Here is a 19,482-nt window from a genome sequence, read left to right as displayed (position 1 = left end):
CATTCGCGGAGGATTTATGCTTTCTATTTTCACGTTGTATACATCCGTGCTATGCGCCACTGCACGGAAACGCCACACCCTGCTCGCGGCTGTACTGCTTCTTACCTCGAGCCTAGCTAACGCCAGCCCAACGCTGCTCACGTTAGACGAGGCGCTACGTCTAGCGGCAGCTGCCTCCGCCTCTGCCAAGGCCTCTCGTGCTTCGGTCGCGGCAAGTTCTCAGGCGGCAGCAAGAGCCGACCAACTACCGGACCCGATGCTTAAGCTGGGCCTCGACAATCTGCCTGTGTCGGGTCCCGACAAATTCCGTCCCAATGCCGACTTCATGACAATGCGTCGGATTGGCATCGAACAGCAATGGGTCTCCCGAGACAAACGCCAAGCGCGGTCAGAACGCGCTCAACGCGCGACGGAGAGCGCTGAAGGTGCATACCTCGAAAAGGTCGCGACTGTACGCGAAGAAGCCGGCAAAGCTTGGCTAACTGTTCTGTACAGACAGCGGGAAGTAGTGCTATCACGGTCCGTTGCACGCGAGATGGAACAGGACCTCGCAGCCCTTCAGGCGGCACATCGCGGCGCCAAGGCTTCGGCTAGCGATGTGCTGCAGGCGAAGACGGAACTAATCTTGAGTCTCGACTCGATACACGCGGCGGAGCAGGAGCTGGAAACTGCGCGAATTAACCTGCGCAGATGGACGCGCACGGACATTGTCGGGGTGGCAGACACGCCCCCTGAACTCACAACACACGTTCCGACTCTGCCGGCCTCGGACCTTGAACGCTATCACCCTACCGTTCTCAACGCGCGCCGTGCAGTTAGCCTCGCTGACGCTGACAAAGCGGTGGCCGTCCGTGAGCGTAATCCTGATTGGTCGTTTGAAGCCGGCTTTGCCCAACGTAGCAGCCAGTACTCGAACATGGTGTCGTTCGGCGTGAGCATTCCGCTCACCCTCAACCGAGCCCAGCGACAGGACCGTGACATCGCGGAGAAGTCCGAGCTCGGAACGAAAGCCAGACTGGAATATGAAGAAGCGCTGGTCGACATGCAGTCGACGATACAGGTGCAGTCGGCTCAACTCGAAAGCCGCAAGCGCCGTATTGCGCAGCTCAATTCGGAACTGCTCCCAACTGTCAATCAACAGGGTGACTTGGCACTTGCTGACTACCGCGCTGGCACAGGCACGTTGACTGCGGTTTTCAGGGCCAAGCGTGCTTTGCTCGAAAAGCGTTTGCAAGTGAATGCACTAGAAGAGGAAGCCGCCCTTATCTGGGCGAGCTTGGAGTTACACCTAATCCCGCATGACATCGCAACGCAATCGAGGGCAGCACAATGAACAAGGTCAACAAATCACGAGTTGCAGTCCTCATCGTCGCAGGTTCCCTTCTTGCCTATGGCGGCTACTGGGCGGGCACGAGAGCGACTGCATCGGGAACCGGTACTAGCACGCGCGGTACTGCGCCATTAACGGCCTCGCCAGCGTCTAACGTCGACCCAGCCACAGGCAAACGAGTCCTGTACTGGCATGACCCTATGGTCCCAGGCAAGCGCTTCGACAAATCAGGCAAGAGCCCTTTCATGGATATGCAGCTCGTCCCTGTGTACGCAGAGGAAGGTGGTGAAGCGGCCGGCGTAAAAATTTCACCGTCACTTCAACAAAACCTCGGCGTTCGATTTGCGACCGTCCGGCGCGCCGAGCAAGCGGCTTCTCTTGAACTTGTAGGCAGTACCCAGTTCGATGAAAGCAAAGCCGAAGTTGTACAGAGCCGCGTGGCAGGCTTCGTCGATAAGCTACATGTACGCGCACCACAACAGCAAGTGAAGCGCGGACAAGCTTTTGCGTCTATCTATGTCCCAGACTGGCTGGCTCCGCAGGAGGAGTATCTGATGCTGAAGCGCAGCGGCGACACCACCTTGACGGCTGCAGCTCGCCAAAGGATGCGTGCCCTATCTATCCCAGACTCGATGGTGGCGGCCATGGACCGTACAGGTCGACCACAAAGCCACCTATCGCTCTCCTCTCCAGTTTCCGGCGTCGTCACCGAACTAGCGGTCCGAGAAGGGGCGCAGGTTACGCCTGGGATGACGATTGCAAAAGTCGTCGGTATGAACACGATTTGGCTGCTTGCTGAAGTGCCAGAGGCAGTTATCGGTTCAGCGCGTCCTGGTATGCAGGTAACCGCAACCTTCGCCGGAGACCCACAGCGCACTTACCAGGGCAAAGTACGTGAGATTCTGCCAGGCGTAAGTACCACCACCCGGACAGCCCAAGCTCGACTGGAATTGGACAATAAGGATGGGAGCTTGATTCCGGGAATGCTTATGCGAGTCAGGCTCAGCGCTGCGAAACCTGAATCCCGTCTCCTTGTTCCATCCGAGGCCATCATCGCGTCGGGTAAACGCTCCATCGTTTTTGTTGCTGACGAGAAGAACAGCATGCGCCCAGTGATTGTCTCTTCAGGACGAGAAATCGGCGACGAAACTGAGATTCTCAGTGGGCTGAGCGAAGGCCAGCGCGTAGTAGCGTCTGGTCAATTCTTGATTGATTCGGAAGCGAATCTGAAGTCGATACTGCCGAAGCTTGTGACCGACGCCCCGATGCCCCCTACAGACGTCAGTCCAAGCGCACCGGCACCGGACGCACAACCAAGTCCAATGCCACAGATGTCGATGTCCCCTAAGACGACAGATACGAAGAAACCTGTCCAACCATCGTCACCATCCCACCAAGGAACTGGCAAAGTCGAACAGGTAACTGGCGAAGCGATAACGCTGTCGCATGGCCCTATCGCCACTCTGCAGTGGCCTGCAATGACGATGGACTTTAAGAAGCCGAAGCCTGATTCGTTCAAGGAAATCAAGGTTGGCCAGACCGTCCAGTTCTCATTTGTCGAAAGAGAAGACGGTTATGAGCTCAAAAGCGTTGTGGCCGCGGCCGGAGGTAAGCCATGATTGCCCGCATCATACGGGCGTCAATCGCAGGGCGTGTCTGGGTTCTCATTGCGGCCGTGTTGGTAGCGGTCTGGGGCGTCTACTCATTGCGCGCAACGTCCCTCGACGCCCTTCCCGACCTTTCAGACACTCAGGTCATTATCCGAGCCCAGTATCCCGGCAAGGCGCCGCAGCTAGTCGAAGACCAGGTCACCTATCCATTAACGACGGCTCTCCTCTCGGTGCCGGGAGCGAAGACCGTTCGCGGCTACTCGTTCTTCGGAGACTCATTCGTCTACGTCTTGTTCGATGACGATACTGACCTGTACTGGGCGCGCTCACGTGTTACTGAGTACGTCAACCAGGTGCAGAATCGCTTGCCCGCCGGCGTGCGAGCAGAACTAGGACCTGACGGCACCGGTGTTGGCTGGGTGTTTGAGTACGCCTTAGTCGACCGAAGTGGGAAGAACGACCTTAGCCAGCTTCGCGCTATCAACGACTGGTTCCTGAAATTCGAACTCAAGACCGTGCAGGACGTTGCCGAGGTAGCGAGCATTGGTGGGATGGTCCGTCAGTATCAGATTGTGCTCGACCCGGACAAGCTCCGGGTGTTTGGCATGTCGCACGCCCAGGTACTCGAAGCAGTCCAAGATGCAAACGAAGAGTCAGGCGGTTCTGTCATCGAGATGGCCGAAACTGAGTACATGGTGCGCTCCCACGGTTATTTGCGCTCGTTGGAGGACTTCCGAAATATCGTTCTTAATGCGAGCGATGCGGGCACGCCAGTCCTGCTTCGCGACGTGGCCTCGGTCCGCCTGGGACCAGAGATGCGCCGCGGGATAGCGGAGCTGAACGGGGAAGGAGAGGTAGCAGGCGGCGTTGTCATTATGCGCTCGGGGAAAAACGCGCTCGACACCATCGAAGCAGTGAAAGCCAAGCTAGCGACACTTCAAGCGTCCCTTCCAAAAGGTGTCGAAGTCGTGACCACTTACGACCGTTCGAAACTGATTTCAGCGTCGGTTGCGAACTTGCGTGACAAGCTCATCGAAGAGTTCGTGGTCGTCGCAATCGTATGCGCTGTCTTCCTTTTCCACATCAGGAGCGCGCTGGTCGCTGTCGTGACACTTCCACTAGCAGTACTCGCGGCCTTCATTGTGATGCGATACCAAGGTGTGAATGCAAACATCATGTCGCTCGGAGGTATCGCTATTGCGGTCGGGGCTGCGACCGACGCTGCCTTGGTGCTTATCGAGAACGCGCACAAGCACCTGGAAGCGCATGCGCACGCCCATCCGAAAACGAGCCTCGACGCTCGTACCCGCTGGGACATCATCGCGAAGTCGTCCGTGGAAGTCGGTCCTGCACTCTTCTTCTCGCTTCTCATCGTCACGCTTTCGTTTATTCCTGTGTTCGGCCTCGAGGCGCAAGAAGGCAAACTGTTTGCACCTCTCGCCTTCACAAAGACGTATACGCTTGCCGCGGCAGCTGCACTTTCAATTACGCTGGTACCAGTGCTGATAGGTTACCTCATCAGGGGACGCATACCCAGCGAGGAGTCCAATCCAGTAAATCGGCTGCTTATCAAAGGCTACCGGCCACTTCTGGAAGCAACTTTGAAACATCCTTGGACAACGCTCGGCATGGCTTTGATTGCACTACTGCTGACGGCTATCCCTATTTCGAAACTGGGAGGAGAATTCCTTCCCCCATTGAATGAGGGGGACCTGCTGTACATGCCCTCAGCGCTTCCAGGGCTTTCTGCAGCGAAGGCCAGCGAGCTGCTCCAGCAAACAGACCGCCTCATCAAAACCGTTCCCGAGGTGGCCACTGTATTCGGCAAAGCTGGTCGCGCAGAGTCCGCGACCGACCCAGCTCCGATGGAAATGTTCGAAACGACGGTTCAGTTCAAACCACGAGACCAGTGGCGTCCGGGCATGACGCCAGAGAAGCTCGTAGAGGAGCTCGACAAAGTTGTGAAGGTTCCCGGGCTCTCGAATGTCTGGGTGCCGCCGATTCGCAATCGCATTGACATGCTCTCCACCGGCATTAAAACCCCAGTCGGTGTCAAAGTATCAGGCCCCGACCTGGCTCAAATCGACAAGATTACTACCGCAGTTGAGGCGGCAGTAAAGACAGTCCCAGGTGTCACCTCTGCCCTTGCTGAGCGGCTAAGCGGCGGCCGGTATATCGACATCGACATCGACAGGCTTCGCGCAGCAAGGTACGGCATGAGCGTCGCGGACATACAGACCATCGTGTCGTCGGCAATCGGTGGTGAGAACGTTGGAGAAGTTGTCGATGGGCGCCAACGTTTCCCAATAAACGTGCGTTACCCGCAGGACTATCGGAACTCTGTTCAGTCCCTGCGGGAGCTTCCCATCGTTACCGGACGTGGAGGCCAGATTCGCCTCGGCGACGTCACGTCCCTGTCAATCACCGACGGTCCTCCTATGATTCGTAGCGAGAACGCCAGGCTGTCAGGATGGGTGTATGTGGATGTCCGGGGCGTCGACCTCTCGACAGCCGTTCGTGCGATGCAGACACAGGTGAACGACAAAGTGAAGCTGCCGCCTGGGTACGCCATAGGTTGGTCCGGACAATTCGAGTACATGGAACGCGCGTCCGCTAGGCTCAAGACCGTTGTGCCGCTCACCTTGTTGGTCATATTCATGCTGCTCTACCTCGCCTTTCGCTCAGCCGCGGAAGCGGCGTTACTAATGCTAACCGTGCCCTTCGCTCTGGTTGGGGGATTTTGGTTCATCTGGTTCCTCGGGCATGCGGTATCAGTCGCCACTGCGATAGGGTTCATTGCGCTTGCGGGCCTCGCGGCAGAGTTCGGCGTTGTCATGCAGGTGTACCTACGCAATGCCCTTCAGAGTCGACTAGATGCGGGACACCCTCTAACACGTGAGTTGGTCTTGGATGCCATCCGCGAAGGCGCCTTACTGAGGGTTCGCCCCAAAGCGATGACAGTCGCCGTCATCCTCGCGGGTTTGTTGCCAATTATGTTTGGGGGTGGCGCAGGGTCCGAGGTAATGCAGCGAATTGCTGCACCGATGGTGGGGGGAATGGTGACGGCACCGCTTCTGTCGCTGTTCGTCATCCCAGCTGCTTGGCGTTTGCTGCAGGAGCGTGCGATTCTGAGCCGTTAGAGCGTCACAATCCGTTATTAATAGGGCTAAGGTACGGCCTTAGCCCTCGAAATGGACCTCAAACGGGCCGAAGAACCTCTAGCGACGCACCCAATGGGCTACATCCTCAATAAAGTGACTTTTTTTTGGCAATCAAACGTGTCTTAGTAGACGGGGATTGTTAAATATGCGAAAACAAGCTGTCTTTCGAAGTTTAGCGTCGTCAGGCATACCAGGATAGTGCGAGATAGTTGAGAGACTACGGATGACATGCGAACACCGAATTAGAATTGGAGGCCTCGCCGGGCGAGGCATCAAGAAACTCAACTGGATTTCAAAATAATGGGTACAGCATCCATGCAACGGGCGCTTGTAGTCGATGACAACGCCGACGCGGCAGACCTGCTGGGCCTCGTCCTAAAGGCTTTGGGCTATCAAGTCGCTACCGAGTACCACCCTATAAAAGCCCTAACTCGAGCGCAGAGTGAACTGTTTGATGTATTCGTGCTGGACATCGGACTTCCTGACATGGATGGGCATGAACTCGCACGGAAATTACTAACGCGCCCAGAGTGCGCAACTGCACTGTTTATTGCCCTGACCGGTTATGGCTCTGAGGAAGATAGAAGAAAATCAAAGGCAGCAGGGTTTCATCACCACTTCGTCAAGCCGGCGAGCATCGAGAAATTAATGGGTGTGCTGGCTTTACCAAATGGTGAACGCTGACTTTGACCGGGGAGAGTGCCGACGTCTCATGTTACGCGTTGGCCCAGGCGTTGATGTTCTGCGATTGCCGTCAAGGACGCGCAGAGCCTGGATTACGCGGTCTGCAACAGGTCTCTCGAACTGATAACCGCCCGATACAGTATTGGCCGCTGGACTGGGACGACGACTGCAAGATACCCGACGCTGCCCCGCGCACGCAGATTTCTCGCGCGAATTTAGGCGTGCTCTTGACTATGAAATCTGCGCAGCGCCCGAACCCGATGACCGCAGCCCTTCTGAGACCGGGTCACCGCACTTGTAGATGCGCCCGTCGAGTACTTGCGTTCGAAGCCCGGTCCAGCCCGCGGGACGCGAGAAGCATTTTCGATTCCTGAAGGTGCTGACCATGTCTGCATGTAGGAACCATGAACGTTGAAACTCCAAGACGACGTCATACGGAAGCTCTCCCTTCGGTAACTGCTTATACAACGCTTGGGCGCGGACACATGTTTGATTGAGAAGAGCTAGAGTGTTTTTCAACAATTCTGTCGGCGATTCCTCACCGGAGCCAGCCGGCCCCCCATCTACTTCGATACGCTCGTCAATATCCCGCAAGGCACCGACGAGTACTGCGCGCAGGTCCTTTGCCAAGGAGGGGGTCAACTCCAAGAGGGAAGCGAAAGACGTGAGCTTCGCTTGGGCATCCACAATATCCATCTCATGAGTACGCGCTTGCGCCGGCCCCGCCAAACTGTTCAATCGACCATTGACGTAGACTATTTGCTTTTCGTTGAGGCCGACTTCCCGGAGCTTCGTGTAATCCTTGCTGCTCAGCAAAGTAGTGCCAGAAGGGATGCGCAGCAATACTGTGTTGTTCGTCCGCCCAAAAGTCTTGCCATTAGAGGCTCGGATGGTCTCGTAGGTTGCCCGAATTACCTCGACCTTGGCCGGCCGTCTACCAGGCAGGAGACGTTGATAGACTGCGATGCTCCCGCCTTTACCGTTCTGTTCTTCAATTGTTGTGCTGTTCATTTTCGAGTAGTTGCAATGATGTGAACCAGGATGTTTGCAATGTGTAGCAACCGTCGTTTCGCAGTCGGCGACTACTGGTTTTCCCATACAGAACTGTGCGAGGAGCGCTTCCGAAGAGTGAAGCTTCGATTTCCGAGTGGCCGCATTTCGCAAGTCGAGTATTCGACATCGTCGCCAACAAGCTCGGATTAGTGCGAGCTGAAACTCGACGCCCTTGTGGGCCACGCGTCGGTCTTGCACATCGACGGGGCTGCCTATCAATTTCATTGGATGGGACCTGACACCTTAGCTGGCGGCGGTAACCGTGCGCGCTTACGCCGGCGCAAGGCTGCGGCGCAGGGCTGCCGCATGTAGGTATCAGCTCGGCCGGATGGAACTACGTCGCGTAGGTGAGTGAAACCGGTGCCTATACGTTTCAGCCCCGCTCTAAAAGGACACCATGACTAACAAGAACTTCCTCGAAAACCGAGCTAGCGAGCTCACCAACCTGATGATGTTCCTATCTCATATCGCGAACGCAGTACGCCGTGGCGAACCAATGCCAGTGCTGACCCTTAACCAAATGGAGCGAATCATCGTCACTGTTGGTGAAGCGCTGCTGGCTAATCACCGTGAGCTCCGGGCTGCCAAGGAAAAGTGCGTAACTGCGTAACTGCGTAACTGCGTATTGCATTGAATTCAAAGGGGGCTTTCGCCCCCTTATTCTTTTACCTGCGTACCCGTGCCACGCTACGCCTCCAGACCCGGAGGAAGCTCTTTCTCTACCGCCGCGGCAAGGGCTGGGGCTATCCGCTCACGCCATTTCACTAGCGTCAGCAGTCGTGGTGGACGGTCGACGGCGATAAGGAACGGGTCGCCTTGCTTGCTGAGTTTCGAGACCTTAGCGGTAGCCGTGGAGGTAAGCGGGTCAGCAAGGTAGACGCCAGCCACGAACTCGAAACGGTTATTCACAAGCACGGCGTCAAAGTGCGAGTAAGCCTTCAGACCTAAAAAGTTTCGGCTAGCGCCCCTCGGCCCCACCGGCAGGATACTCAAGAAAGTCTGCTCGGTAGGGTCAGTGTCATCGAGCGGGCTCCATTGCCGCGTCATCTGGTGGCAAAGCTCGATGACCGGCGCGCGTACGACGTGGTCCTTCAAGCTCAAGTTATAGCCGTCGGCAAACCAGAGGGAGGCATTCCCGTCCTCGGGCAAGTCGTACACCGAGTACTCCGGCATCCAGTGATTGTTCAGTTCTTCGGCACCCCGCTTGGTTAGTACATAGCCTTTGGCGATGCCAGTTTTCGGTGGGGGCGCCTCACGCTTTGCCGCCGGCCGTTCGCGCAAATCGCGGGCCAGGACAAGCCCGAGGTCAGCGAGCCGGGAGAGGGAGGCCTGGGCCATTACATGTGCACTGTGCGATTCGCTGTTCGGCCAGGCGAGCTTGGACACGTCACGAGTCGAGAGGTAGCCGAACGTTCCGAGCAGCGTCAGAATGTGGAGTTGCTGAGGGGTGAGGCTTTTCATTGTAGTTTCCGTGTAGGTGGGTTGATACCCCTGTTGAATCTGCAACAGGGTTCTTCGTGTATAGCTACAACGCGTTTTCCCTTAAAGTTCCAACCCCTGAAAGGGAGCAAAAGCCAGCACTGGTGCGGCTTTCAGGCTAGCACCGGTCCCGAGTGTCGGTGCTTGAAAACCAATGCAGCCCACAACAGGACGGCTAACGTGAACGGCAGTCAGGACTGCTGGCGGCGAATAAGACCCCTCGCTACGCTCGGTATGCCTCTCAGACCTGCAATACCTACCTACAAGCCCTCCCGAGCCGCACTACCCCCTTTGTTTTCAATTTAAACTCCGACTCTCTCGTAACTCGAGCATCACCTTGCGCCGGCGCAAGCCTCGCGACAACGCCTTGTTTGCAATGCTATGGCCTTCCCTCACTAGAGCCGCGGGCCCGGACTGCTGCCCCTTGGCCGAGCTTCCTATTGTTTTCAATGCGGTGGTTCCTAGACCCTTGCGCCGGCGCAAGGCCGCGGTCTGGTGCTACGTATCGGCGGAAGCGCTCTTTGTTTTCAATGTCTGGTGCTGCCTCTCCGGCAGAACTCCTGGTGTTGCATGTCGGGTTGACACTCCTTTGCTTTCAAAGTGGAGTGCGTGCGTTCTTGCGCCGGCGCAAGGTGACGGGACTCCCTCTTGCTTCAATGCTAGCGCTGCACATCGGCGAGAGTCTTGGGCAGCGGATTTTTATGGCTTATGGTTCGCGGGGCTACAAGGCGAGGTACGCTTTGAGGGGGCAGGACTACTGGAGGATGTGATGGAGTACGAGTTCACACTGAGATACAGCGTTGAGAGCAATGTCGATGACGCGCTAGAGCGCTTGGCCGCGGCGGGGTGCACAGATGCACTCGTAGGCCTCGGCCGTCCCGGGCAGTTGTGCCTCGATTTCACGCGAGCGGCAGAGTCCGAGGCAGCTGCAATCGAGAGTGCTAGAGCCGATGTCGCCCGAGCACTTCCCGAAGCGACAGCGATAGAGCGTTGACAACAAAAGGGAGTTCTGCGCCCGGCCGAAGGCCGGGGTGCTGTACTACCCGCATCGCTACGCCCGCTCGAAAGCCGTTGTTGGCAAAGGGCGTGTACGGCCATTGCGCGAAATCGTCTTACCGAAGAACGCGCATTCAGGTTCCCGAGAGGGTGCAGCACGTCGGTGGCGCTGCTTCGCATCGCCTCCTTGTTTTCGTGCGTGCTCCGCCCGCATGAATACCGAAGACACTACAAACCATCGCCGGGGAGTTTCCCCATTTATGCTGCGGGATTTTGGCCTGTCGTACCCGTCCCACGCTGCGCGCTCAACGTCGCGCCCTCCGGGGCGCAGCTTGGTCGGATGGAACTGCCGCAGAGCGGCAGAGGGGCTTTGTAATCAAAAGGGGTTTTGGTGGCGCTGGAGGCCCCTTGCGTCGGCGTAAGGGTATGTAGGCTAAGCTCAATAGCTCAACAGCCTAAAGACGTCTCGCCCGGACGCGGGCGCTACGGTGCGGTATTGAGTGAAAGGCAGGGTTGGCGCTGCTAAGAGTTTTGCGCCGGCGCAAGAGTCCAGGCCACGCAGCATACCGGCCGGTCACTCATGGCATGGGCAAAGCCGGCACCCATCCGGCGAACTTTTTATCAAATCCTCAAAACGTATAAATTGGCGCTTATTCGTGCAGAGTCCAATTTCGAGGAGATACAGCGCCCAGCCCCTGTCCGACGTAAATACACCCGTTACAAGATGTCGCTCGATGGGGGCCCGACGCTACGTTAAGTTGCCAACCTGTACGTCACCCTGAATCTGCGCAACTTCACCCTAAATCTGCGCGGCCGATTCGTGGCCGGCAACCCTCATAATGTTTGACGCCCCTCTACGTCTGGATTGCCCTTCACCTTAGCCAACCTGTACATCGCCCTAAATCTGCGTGCTCAATTCCTGCCCGGTGGGCCTCATAAGTATGGCGCCCCTCTACTCCCCGGTAGCCTTTCGCCATGGCTAACCTGTACTCCACCCTAAATCTGCACAACTTCACCCTAAATCTGTGTGTCCGATTCTTGGCAAGCAACCCTCCTACGTTTGACGCCCCTCTACGTCTGGATTGCCCTTCACCTTGACCACCCTGTACTACACACCCTAAATCTGCGTGCCCAATTCCTGCCCGGTGGGCCTCATAAGTATGGGGCCCTCTACTCTCCGGTAGCCTTTCGCCATGGCTAACCTGTACTCCACCCTAAATCTGCGCAACTTCACCCTAAATCTGCGTGTCCGATTCGCGGCCAGCAACCCTCCTACGTTTGACGCCCCTCTGCTTCTGGATTGCCCTTCGCTTTGGCTAACATGTACTGCAGCTGAATCTGCGTGCCTGTATTCGTGACCGGTAGCCTCATAAGTATGGCGCCCCTCTACTCCTCGGTAGCCTTTCGCCATGGCCAACCTGTACTTCACCCTTAATCTGCGCAACTTCACCCTAAATCTGCGTGGCAATATTCATCGCTGGCGGCCCCGCAACGTATGGCGCTCCTTTACTCCTCGGTTGCCTTTCGCCATGCCCATCTGTACTTCAACCTAAATCGGCGCAACTTCTGCCGAAATCTGCGTGCCTTTATTCGTACCGGGAGGCCCTCGTAACGCTTGGCCTCCCTCTACTACTCGCCCCTGCGGTTTCACCCCGAATCTGCGTTCTTCACCCTAGAGCTGCGTGCTGAGTGCTGAGTGCTGAGTGCTGAGTGCTGAGTGCTGAGTGCAGGGTGCTAGACGCAGATTCCAAATTCCCTGCAAGCCGCCAATGAGGGGGTGATGGCAGACGAAACACCAAAATCTTTAGCCCCCGCGACTGTGCTAAGAACCGAGAGGGCAACGCCTACTGGGACCCTGTGATGACGGCCGGTGCCGCAACCACAGAGGTCTCTCGACCGGGGCGCTGAAGGGAAACCTGAACGGCTACCGATGCGATTCCTATTACGACGTACTCAGCTACGAGCAAGTTCTGTAGCCTACAACTTTGGCCGCAGGCTCTAACGTGCCTGCGCTTGGGCAGAAACCGGAAGGTATGAGTAGTAGGCTGCAGCGCCTGCTCCGTCTGCCTATTTAGCCCTCTTGGAGTATCGCGGAGGCGGAAAGTTAAACTTAGCTCTGGAATAATGTGATGCCTCACGCACCAACTTCTACGTTTCGACGCGTTCCCTGGTCACAGGTTGTCCCAGGCGTCTAGGGTCACCATCACTCCGTTGAACTCGCCGTAGTAAGCAAGCAGCGCATCTGACAACTCGACCTGGCCTGTACCACTTATCCGTAACAGCCCACGGTCGTACAAGTTGTGTAGGTCCCGACGAAGCAAGATGCCATCAGCCGCGCGATTGTGCCCCTGACGCCAATCGCGACCAAGTCTGTGAGCAGCTTCCAAAGCCTCCGGGACGGTGCATCCGCTAACAACACACTGGCCTCCACAAGCTCGGAACACCGCATCTCGGAAAACACTTTGCTCTGGGCGCGTTTGCACCTCTGTGAATCGTGCCGCGCGCTGTTCAAACTCATCGTTGGGTCGGCCCAGATGGCTGCTCAGTAATGGGGCAACTATAGCGGGCGATGCGTCTGCGACTGTGGGCGCCCAGTGAGCGTAGCACCGGTCCCGCTCCAATACATCGTCATCAATCTGGAACTCGTCGAATAGCCCTTGGGAGCAGCGCCGGGTATCCTTATCGACGATGAGCGCCGTGATAATAGGTTCCTTGGCGTCCTTGCATTCGTGACCGAGACGACTCATTGCATTGCGCAAAGGGTAGAACGTCAGCGCAAAGCGGTTCATGACGTCCGAATACGTTACGGTCCCTCGAGCGTGGCAAATTTCAATGAGCCAGGCGCGGATAGCGGGAATCTTCTCCTTGTACGAGTCAGTGGACAGCCCTGAGCGCTGCTCGTCGCCTATGGGGAAGTCGCCTTGCGCCCGCGCGGTCCGGTGCGTCTGTGCGTGCAGTGCTAATCCGGAGAGGGGAACAATGTCACCGACGATTGCAACGATATCCCCGTTGGAATTTTGCTCAAGCCGGGAGAGTGCGAATACACCATCGTCCCGGTACGCAATTATTTCGCGCGGACGAGCGTTCTTGTCCTTTGCCGTTGCAATAACGGTGTATCCGGCGACGTTTCCATCCCATAGGGCCTTAAGTTGAACGATACGCTCGTCCAGGCCAAACGAATCGAACCGTTGGTCGGCGTCCTCAATATCTAAGACTCTCAGCTTCCGCTCTTTGAATGCATATTCGTCGTTCCAGGTACGCAGCAATAGAGAGTTTCCGTTACGCGCACCCCACGACCAACGTGTGTTCCGCAGGGGATACCCTAAATCTGAGAAGAACTGACTGATTACCTTTGCCATACCGCCATCCCTTTTTCGACAATATAGGATTGTAGCCTGACGATATACGGACGTGCTACCGACTCGCTAGCTTCTACTTTTACTCGCTAAGCGCTCTGAACTATTTTTCTTCAGCGCTGCACCGTCACGGAGTAGTTCGGTGAGGACAAACCCGCGGAGGGCGTTCGACTCAATTGCCGACAGAGCCAACGCATGCGACACCTTTCGCCAGTGGTCGAGCCTGCGCCCGCGAAAATCTTAAACAAAACCCCCGAGCTTCTTGCCGTCGTGGGCTGGACTTGGCCGCCAACAGGGTAGCGTAAGCCTGCGCCGGCGACGTGCCGGCGTTATACTTGAAGCCACAAAGGAGGCTCTATGACAAAGCGCGCACTGCCAGATTATTTGCCAGCAGATTGGCCCGACTATGCCGAGATTCCGACCCTAGATGAGTGGCTCGTCGCTCAGGAAGAAGAGCGCATCGCTGAGAAAGCCTTTACCGAAATGGCGAAGCCTCGCCGCCACCCAACGGTCACACCTGAGTCAATCGCTGCGGGAGACGCGTTTATGGCAGAGGCCCACCTTCGCGCTGCAGAAATGGTGAAGCGACAAATTGAGAGCAAAGAGCTGCTAACTGCTGATGAGTTTTGCGAAGTGCTCGAAGTCGATGTCGATTGGCTTGACGACGCGCTAGAAGAATACCGAGTCTTCGCAATTACCGGCCCTAGCGGCCGGGCCTACTATCCCGCGTTCTATGCAGACCCGGCTATCCATCGTGAGCACGTCGAGCGAGTCACGCGTACCCTCGCCGTCCTTCACCCACGTTCGCAATATCTGTTTTATACAACAGTCAGGACGTCCCTTGGCGAAACGCCGCTTGACGCCCTCCGCGCTGGCCGGCTCGATGACGTTATAACGGCTGCACTGGGGGCTACGGCTGATGCTCCGCCACGAGTGCCGTCGATTGTCGAGGTCCTCGGCGGAGAGGCTTGGCCGCCTAAGGCTGCACCACGCCACGACCCAAGCCAGTCGTTTGCTGACGTGATGAAAGGCGCGAAGCCGCGCTGAGACGCATTCTGGCGGATTTGAGCCGTAAAAACGCAGAGAGCTCCACAGTTTTCCGCTACAGCGCGTTTATCGCTGAGTTTTAAAAGTGTGTAAAAGGTGGAAAACGTGTTCCACTCAAGCTCATCAAGGCGACATAAGATTGCGCTTAAGTGCTTGATTTGATTGGTAGGCCTCCGGGGAGTCGAACCCCGCACCAACGGATTATGAGTCCGCTGCTCTAACCAGGCATGAGCTAGAGGCCCAGAAATCGGGACATTGGCTAGAAAAGATCTCGCCACCGGCTTCGACGGCGCGGTACCGTGAAGCAGAGTGGCGAGAGGATATTGCGTTTAGTGTCGAGCCGTCAAGCCTTAGCTGAACTCAGCAGCAACAATCAGCTGCTGCCTTCCAGGAAACTCTTGAGCTTGTCGGAGCGCGACGGGTGGCGCAGCTTGCGCAGGGCCTTGGCTTCGATCTGGCGGATGCGCTCGCGGGTGACGTCGAACTGCTTGCCGACCTCTTCCAGCGTGTGGTCGGTCGACATCTCGATGCCGAAGCGCATGCGCAGCACCTTGGCTTCGCGCGGGGTCAGCGAGTCCAGCACGTCTTTCACCACGCCGCGCATCGAGGCATGCAGGGCCGCGTCCGACGGCGCCAGCGTGTTGTTGTCCTCGATAAAATCGCCCAGATGCGAATCGTCGTCGTCGCCGATCGGCGTTTCCATCGAAATCGGCTCTTTCGCGATCTTCATGATCTTCCGGATTTTGTCTTCCGGCATTTCCATCTTGACCGCGAGGGTGGCCGGATCCGGCTCAGCGCCCGTCTCTTGCAGGATCTGGCGCGAGATGCGGTTCATCTTGTTGATGGTCTCGATCATGTGCACCGGAATACGGATGGTGCGCGCCTGGTCGGCGATCGAGCGGGTGATGGCCTGGCGGATCCACCACGTCGCATAGGTCGAGAATTTGTAGCCGCGGCGGTATTCGAACTTGTCCACCGCCTTCATCAGGCCGATATTGCCTTCCTGGATCAGATCCAGGAATTGCAGGCCGCGATTCGTGTATTTCTTGGCAATCGAGATCACCAGGCGCAGGTTGGCCTCGGTCATTTCGCGCTTGGCCTTGCGCGCTTTCATCTCACCTGCCGCCATCTGGCGGTTGATGTTGCGCAGATCCGGCAGCGGCAGCACGACGCGTGCCTGCAGGTCGATCAGGCGTTGCTGCAGTTCCTTGATCGTCGGGATGTTGCGGCCCAGGATGGCGCTGTAGGCGTGGCCGGCGTTGACTTCGCCGTCGACCCATTCCAGGTTCGTTTCATTGCCCGGGAAGACCTTGATGAAATGGGCGCGCGGCATGCCGCAACGGTTTACGGCCACGTCCAGGATCTGCTTCTCGATATGGCGCACTTCGTCGACCTGACCGCGCAGGGTGTCGCACAGCTTTTCGACGACTTTCGCCGTGAAGCGGATGCCCAGCAGTTCGTCGGAGATGGCTTCCTGCGCCTTGACGTAGGCTTTCGAGTTGTAGCCATCCTTCTCGTAGGCCTTGCGCATCTTGTCGAACTGCTGCTCGATGGTGCCGAACTTTTGCAGGGCGGATTGCTTCAGCGCTTCGAGCTGCTCGGCGGAATAGCCGGCCGCGCCGGTGCTGGCGGCGGCTTCTTCTTCCTCACCCTCTTCCTCGTCCTCGGCTTCTTCTTCCTCGTCTTCGTCGCTCTCGCCCGCGCTCGGGCCGACGGCGGACGGCGAGGTTTCTTCCGGATCTTCCGGATCGACCATGCCGTCGACGATTTCGTCGATCTTGATTTCGTCGGCTTCGATGCGCTGGGCGGCCGAGATGATCTCGGCGATCGTGACCGGGCAGGCGGAGATCGCCTGGATCATGTCGCGCAGGCCGTCTTCGATGCGCTTGGCGATTTCGATTTCGCCTTCGCGGGTCAGCAGCTCGACCGAACCCATTTCGCGCATGTACATGCGTACCGGGTCGGTGGTGCGGCCGAAGTCGGAGTCGACGGTGGAGAGCGCCGCCTCGGCGGCAGCCTCGGCTTCATCGTCGCTGGTGACGGTGGCGACATTGTCGGACAGCAGCAGCGATTCGGCATCGGGCGCGTGTTCGTACACGGCGATGCCCATGTCGTTGAAGGTGCCGATGATGCCTTCGATCGCTTCCGGATCGACGATGTTATCAGGCAGGTGATCGTTGATTTCCGCGTAGGTGAGGAAACCGCGTTCCTTGCCGTTCTTGATCAGCGCCTTGAGCTTCTGGCGGCGCAGTTCGATCTCTTCTTCGCTCGCTTCGGTATCGGACGAGAACGCGTCTTTCAGCAGGGCTTTTTCTTTGGCCTTGCGATCCTTGGCCTTGGCCTTGTCGACGGCCTTCAGCTCGGCGCGTTCGACCGCATTGAGCGCGGCGACTTCGTCGTTTTCGGGCGTGAATTCTTTTGGTTTGCGACCGCGGCGTCCCGGGACTTTCACGGATGGCAGCACGTAGCCCGACGTGTCGATGGCGGCCAGGGCCGCGGCATCGGTGGTCTGGCTAACGACAGGCGCGGCGCCCGTCGTGCGAACTTCCGCCTTGTCTTGTGCATTGTCCGCCTTTGCGGACGTTCTGGTGGTTTTGGCAGCCACGTTGGGTTCGGGTTTCTTGGTTGGCACAGGCGCTTTCGATGTCACAACGACTAACTTTACGATGGTTAAAGATAAAGTTTTGTTACCTTACATCACGCGGCAAACAGCGTACAACACTGCTGCGCTAACTGAAACTCCACGCCCCTTTTGACACGAAAGTCGTTTCAAAGGTTGCAATAGTTAGCGTTTTATTATAGCACGCACCCCTCTTTTTCCAAGGTGCATGGGAGCCCTTGACCGAGTTTGCAACACCCTCTCATCGCGGACTCATCTGGGCAAGGTCTTCACGCTCCAGAAGCTGCAGCTGGGCTGTGATTTCGCGATAGCGAGTGCTCACCTGATCTGGGGTCAGCCCCTTGGAAAACAACTGGTTTGTCTCCTGTTTCAGCGCGTCTTTCTTGATTTGCCTCACGGCACTAGCGAGCCAGACGCGGTCGGCCTCGGGGTCGGATTCCGGCTCCGAGGCGATCTCGGCGATGATGCGGTCGTAGCCGTTGCCGCCCTCCTTCAGCTGCTCGGACAGGGCCGCGAAGTTACCGTATTCGCCCAGGGCCTGGGCGGTGCCGATCAGGTAGCGCAGAGCCTCGCTCGACTCCGGGCCGAAGTGATCGAAAGCCTGCAGCGCGTCTTCGTCCAGACCAAGCGACAGCGCCGGGTGTGCGACCAGGATGCGCACGATCTGCAGTTCCAGGCCGACCGGTTCCGGCCGTCCCTGGCGCGGCGGCGCCTTTTTCGCCACCGACACCGGCTTCGACAATTCGAACAGGCTTTCGATCTCGGCCGGGCTCGATTCCGTCAGGCTGGCCAGGCCGCGCACGATCTGCAGGCGCAGCGAAGATGGCGTCATGGCCTGCAGCAAGGGTTTGGCATCGTACTGGGTGGCGGCCCGCCCTTCCGGCGTCGACAAGTCGTGGTCGCCCGTCACTTCGCGCAGCAGGAATTGCGACAGCGGCATGGCGTCGTTGATTTCCTGGGCGAAGGCATCGGCGCCGAATTCGCGCACGAAGCTGTCCGGGTCATGCTTTTCCGGCAAGAACAGGAACTGGATGGTCTTGTTGTCCGACACTTGCGGCAAGCAGGCTTCCAGTGCGCGGCGGGCAGCGCGGCGGCCGGCCTTGTCGCCATCGAAACTGAAGATGACGTTGTCGGTCTGGCGCAGCAGCTTTTGCACGTGGGTACTGGTGCAGGCGGTGCCGAGGGTGGCGACCGCTTGCGGGAAGCCGAGCTGGGCCAGCGCGACGACGTCCATATAGCCTTCCGTTACCAGCACATAGCCGGCATCGCGGATGCTTTGCCTCGCCTCGAACAAGCCATACAGCTCCAGCCCCTTCTGGAACAGCGGCGTTTCCGGCGAGTTCAGGTATTTCGGCTCGCCGCCGTCGAGCACGCGGCCGCCGAAGCCGATCACCTGCCCTTTGGTATTGCGAATCGGGAACATGATGCGTTCGCGGAAGCGGTCGTAGCGTTTCTTGTTGCCGCCGTCCTCGTCGACCTTGTCGATGACGAGACCGGATTCGACCAGGGCCAGGGCCTCGTAATCGGAGAAGACGCTGCGCAGGTTGTCCCAGCCGGAAGGGGCATAGCCCATGCCGAAGCGGGCGGCGATCTCTCCCGTCAGGCCGCGGTTTTTCAGGTAGCTGATCGCGTTCGGCGCGCCGCGCAATTGGGCGCGGTAATAGTCGCAGGCCTGGCTGAGGGCGTCGGTCATGGCCAGCGATTGCGCCTGCTGGGCGGCGCGCTGCAAGGGCGGAATCTTGTCGTCGGCTTCGGGCACGACCATGCCCACGTTCTGGGCCAGATCCTTGACGGCATCGACGAAGCCCATGCCCGAGTATTCGATCAGGAAGCCGATCGAGGTGCCATGGGCGCCGCAACCGAAGCAGTGATAGAACTGTTTGGTCGGGCTGACCGTGAAACTGGGGGACTTTTCGCTATGGAAAGGACACAGCCCCATGTAATTGGCGCCGCCCTTTTTGAGCTGGACGTAGCGCCCAACCACATCGACGATGTCGACGCGGTTGAGCAGATCGGTAATGAAGGATTGCGGAATCACGTGGGAGGCTTACACCGTATTTGTCTAAGGTCAGACTATACCGCAGCGCTCGCAGTAAATTGATTTACAACAAGCCCGGGCAAGACCGACCCGTTTGTGCTCACTTTG

The 19,482-nt window shown here is 57.8% G+C and carries 11 protein-coding genes and 1 tRNA gene; 6 read left to right on the top strand and 6 right to left on the bottom strand.

The genetic code is table 11. The annotated features are described in order from the left end of the window. The first annotated feature begins 16 nt into the window (after positions 1–16). The 4 genes from ASF77_RS20950 (at position 17) to ASF77_RS23830 (ending at position 6,785) form a co-directional block, all read left to right on the top strand. Entirely contained in the window at positions 17–1,333 is a 1,317-nt protein-coding gene (locus ASF77_RS20950) for a TolC family protein (RefSeq protein ID WP_056343983.1), read from the top strand. Beyond that, positions 1,330–2,949: an efflux RND transporter periplasmic adaptor subunit gene (locus ASF77_RS20945; protein WP_056343980.1), complete on the top strand. Its 1,620-nt coding sequence runs from the start codon at positions 1,330–1,332 to the stop codon at positions 2,947–2,949. The genes ASF77_RS20950 and ASF77_RS20945 overlap by 4 nt, the downstream gene beginning before the upstream one ends. Next, entirely contained in the window at positions 2,946–6,080 is a 3,135-nt protein-coding gene (locus ASF77_RS20940; RefSeq protein ID WP_056343977.1) for an efflux RND transporter permease subunit, read from the top strand. Before ASF77_RS20945 ends, ASF77_RS20940 begins: the two co-directional genes overlap by 4 nt. 321 nt (positions 6,081–6,401) lie before the next feature. Beyond that, positions 6,402–6,785 carry a response regulator gene (locus ASF77_RS23830; RefSeq protein ID WP_082493937.1) on the top strand — a complete coding sequence of 128 codons (384 nt, stop codon included), beginning with the start codon at positions 6,402–6,404 and terminating at the stop codon, positions 6,783–6,785. A 231-nt stretch (positions 6,786–7,016) separates the two neighbouring features. On the opposite strand, the gene ASF77_RS20935 is transcribed toward ASF77_RS23830, so the two are convergent. Then, positions 7,017–7,883, bottom strand: coding sequence for a hypothetical protein (locus tag ASF77_RS20935; RefSeq protein WP_156648959.1), 867 nt, complete (start codon positions 7,881–7,883; stop codon positions 7,017–7,019). Positions 7,884–8,235: 352 nt separating this feature from the next. On the opposite strand from ASF77_RS20935, the gene ASF77_RS24445 reads away from it, so the two are divergent. After that, positions 8,236–8,448: a hypothetical protein gene (locus ASF77_RS24445; protein ID WP_156648958.1), complete on the top strand. Its 213-nt coding sequence runs from the start codon at positions 8,236–8,238 to the stop codon at positions 8,446–8,448. A gap of 77 nt (positions 8,449–8,525) precedes the next feature. Here ASF77_RS24445 and ASF77_RS20930 read toward each other — a convergent pair whose 3' ends face one another. Together ASF77_RS20930 and ASF77_RS20920 are read right to left on the bottom strand one after the other, a co-directional pair. After that, positions 8,526–9,299, bottom strand: coding sequence for a hypothetical protein (locus ASF77_RS20930; RefSeq protein WP_056343971.1), 774 nt, complete (start codon positions 9,297–9,299; stop codon positions 8,526–8,528). 3,185 nt (positions 9,300–12,484) lie between these two features. Next, positions 12,485–13,672, bottom strand: a complete 1,188-nt coding sequence (locus tag ASF77_RS20920) for an HNH endonuclease (RefSeq protein WP_082493936.1) — start codon at positions 13,670–13,672, stop codon at positions 12,485–12,487. 354 nt (positions 13,673–14,026) lie between these two features. On the opposite strand from ASF77_RS20920, the gene ASF77_RS20915 reads away from it, so the two are divergent. Further along, complete coding sequence (locus tag ASF77_RS20915; RefSeq protein ID WP_056343964.1) at positions 14,027–14,716, top strand: hypothetical protein; 690 nt, start codon at positions 14,027–14,029, stop codon at positions 14,714–14,716. A 163-nt stretch (positions 14,717–14,879) separates the two neighbouring features. Here ASF77_RS20915 and ASF77_RS20910 read toward each other — a convergent pair. The 3 genes from ASF77_RS20910 to dnaG form a co-directional block, all read right to left on the bottom strand. Next, positions 14,880–14,958: transfer RNA gene (locus ASF77_RS20910), tRNA-Ile, on the bottom strand. Positions 14,959–15,089: 131 nt separating this feature from the next. Beyond that, a complete protein-coding gene (gene rpoD, locus ASF77_RS20905) occupies positions 15,090–17,321 on the bottom strand; it encodes an RNA polymerase sigma factor RpoD (protein ID WP_229445523.1) in 2,232 nt (743 codons plus the stop codon). A gap of 256 nt (positions 17,322–17,577) precedes the next feature. Next, the gene (gene dnaG, locus ASF77_RS20900) at positions 17,578–19,374 is read right to left on the bottom strand and encodes a DNA primase (RefSeq protein WP_056343958.1); all 1,797 of its coding nucleotides are present in this window, start codon (positions 19,372–19,374) and stop codon (positions 17,578–17,580) included. Between the last annotated feature and the right edge of the window lie 108 nt (positions 19,375–19,482).

Source organism: Massilia sp. Leaf139 (assembly GCF_001424165.1).
Lineage (GTDB): Bacteria > Pseudomonadota > Gammaproteobacteria > Burkholderiales > Burkholderiaceae_D > Telluria.
The sequence above is the reverse complement of the archived record's forward strand: the minus strand, read 5'-3'. Positions and strand labels throughout refer to the sequence as shown.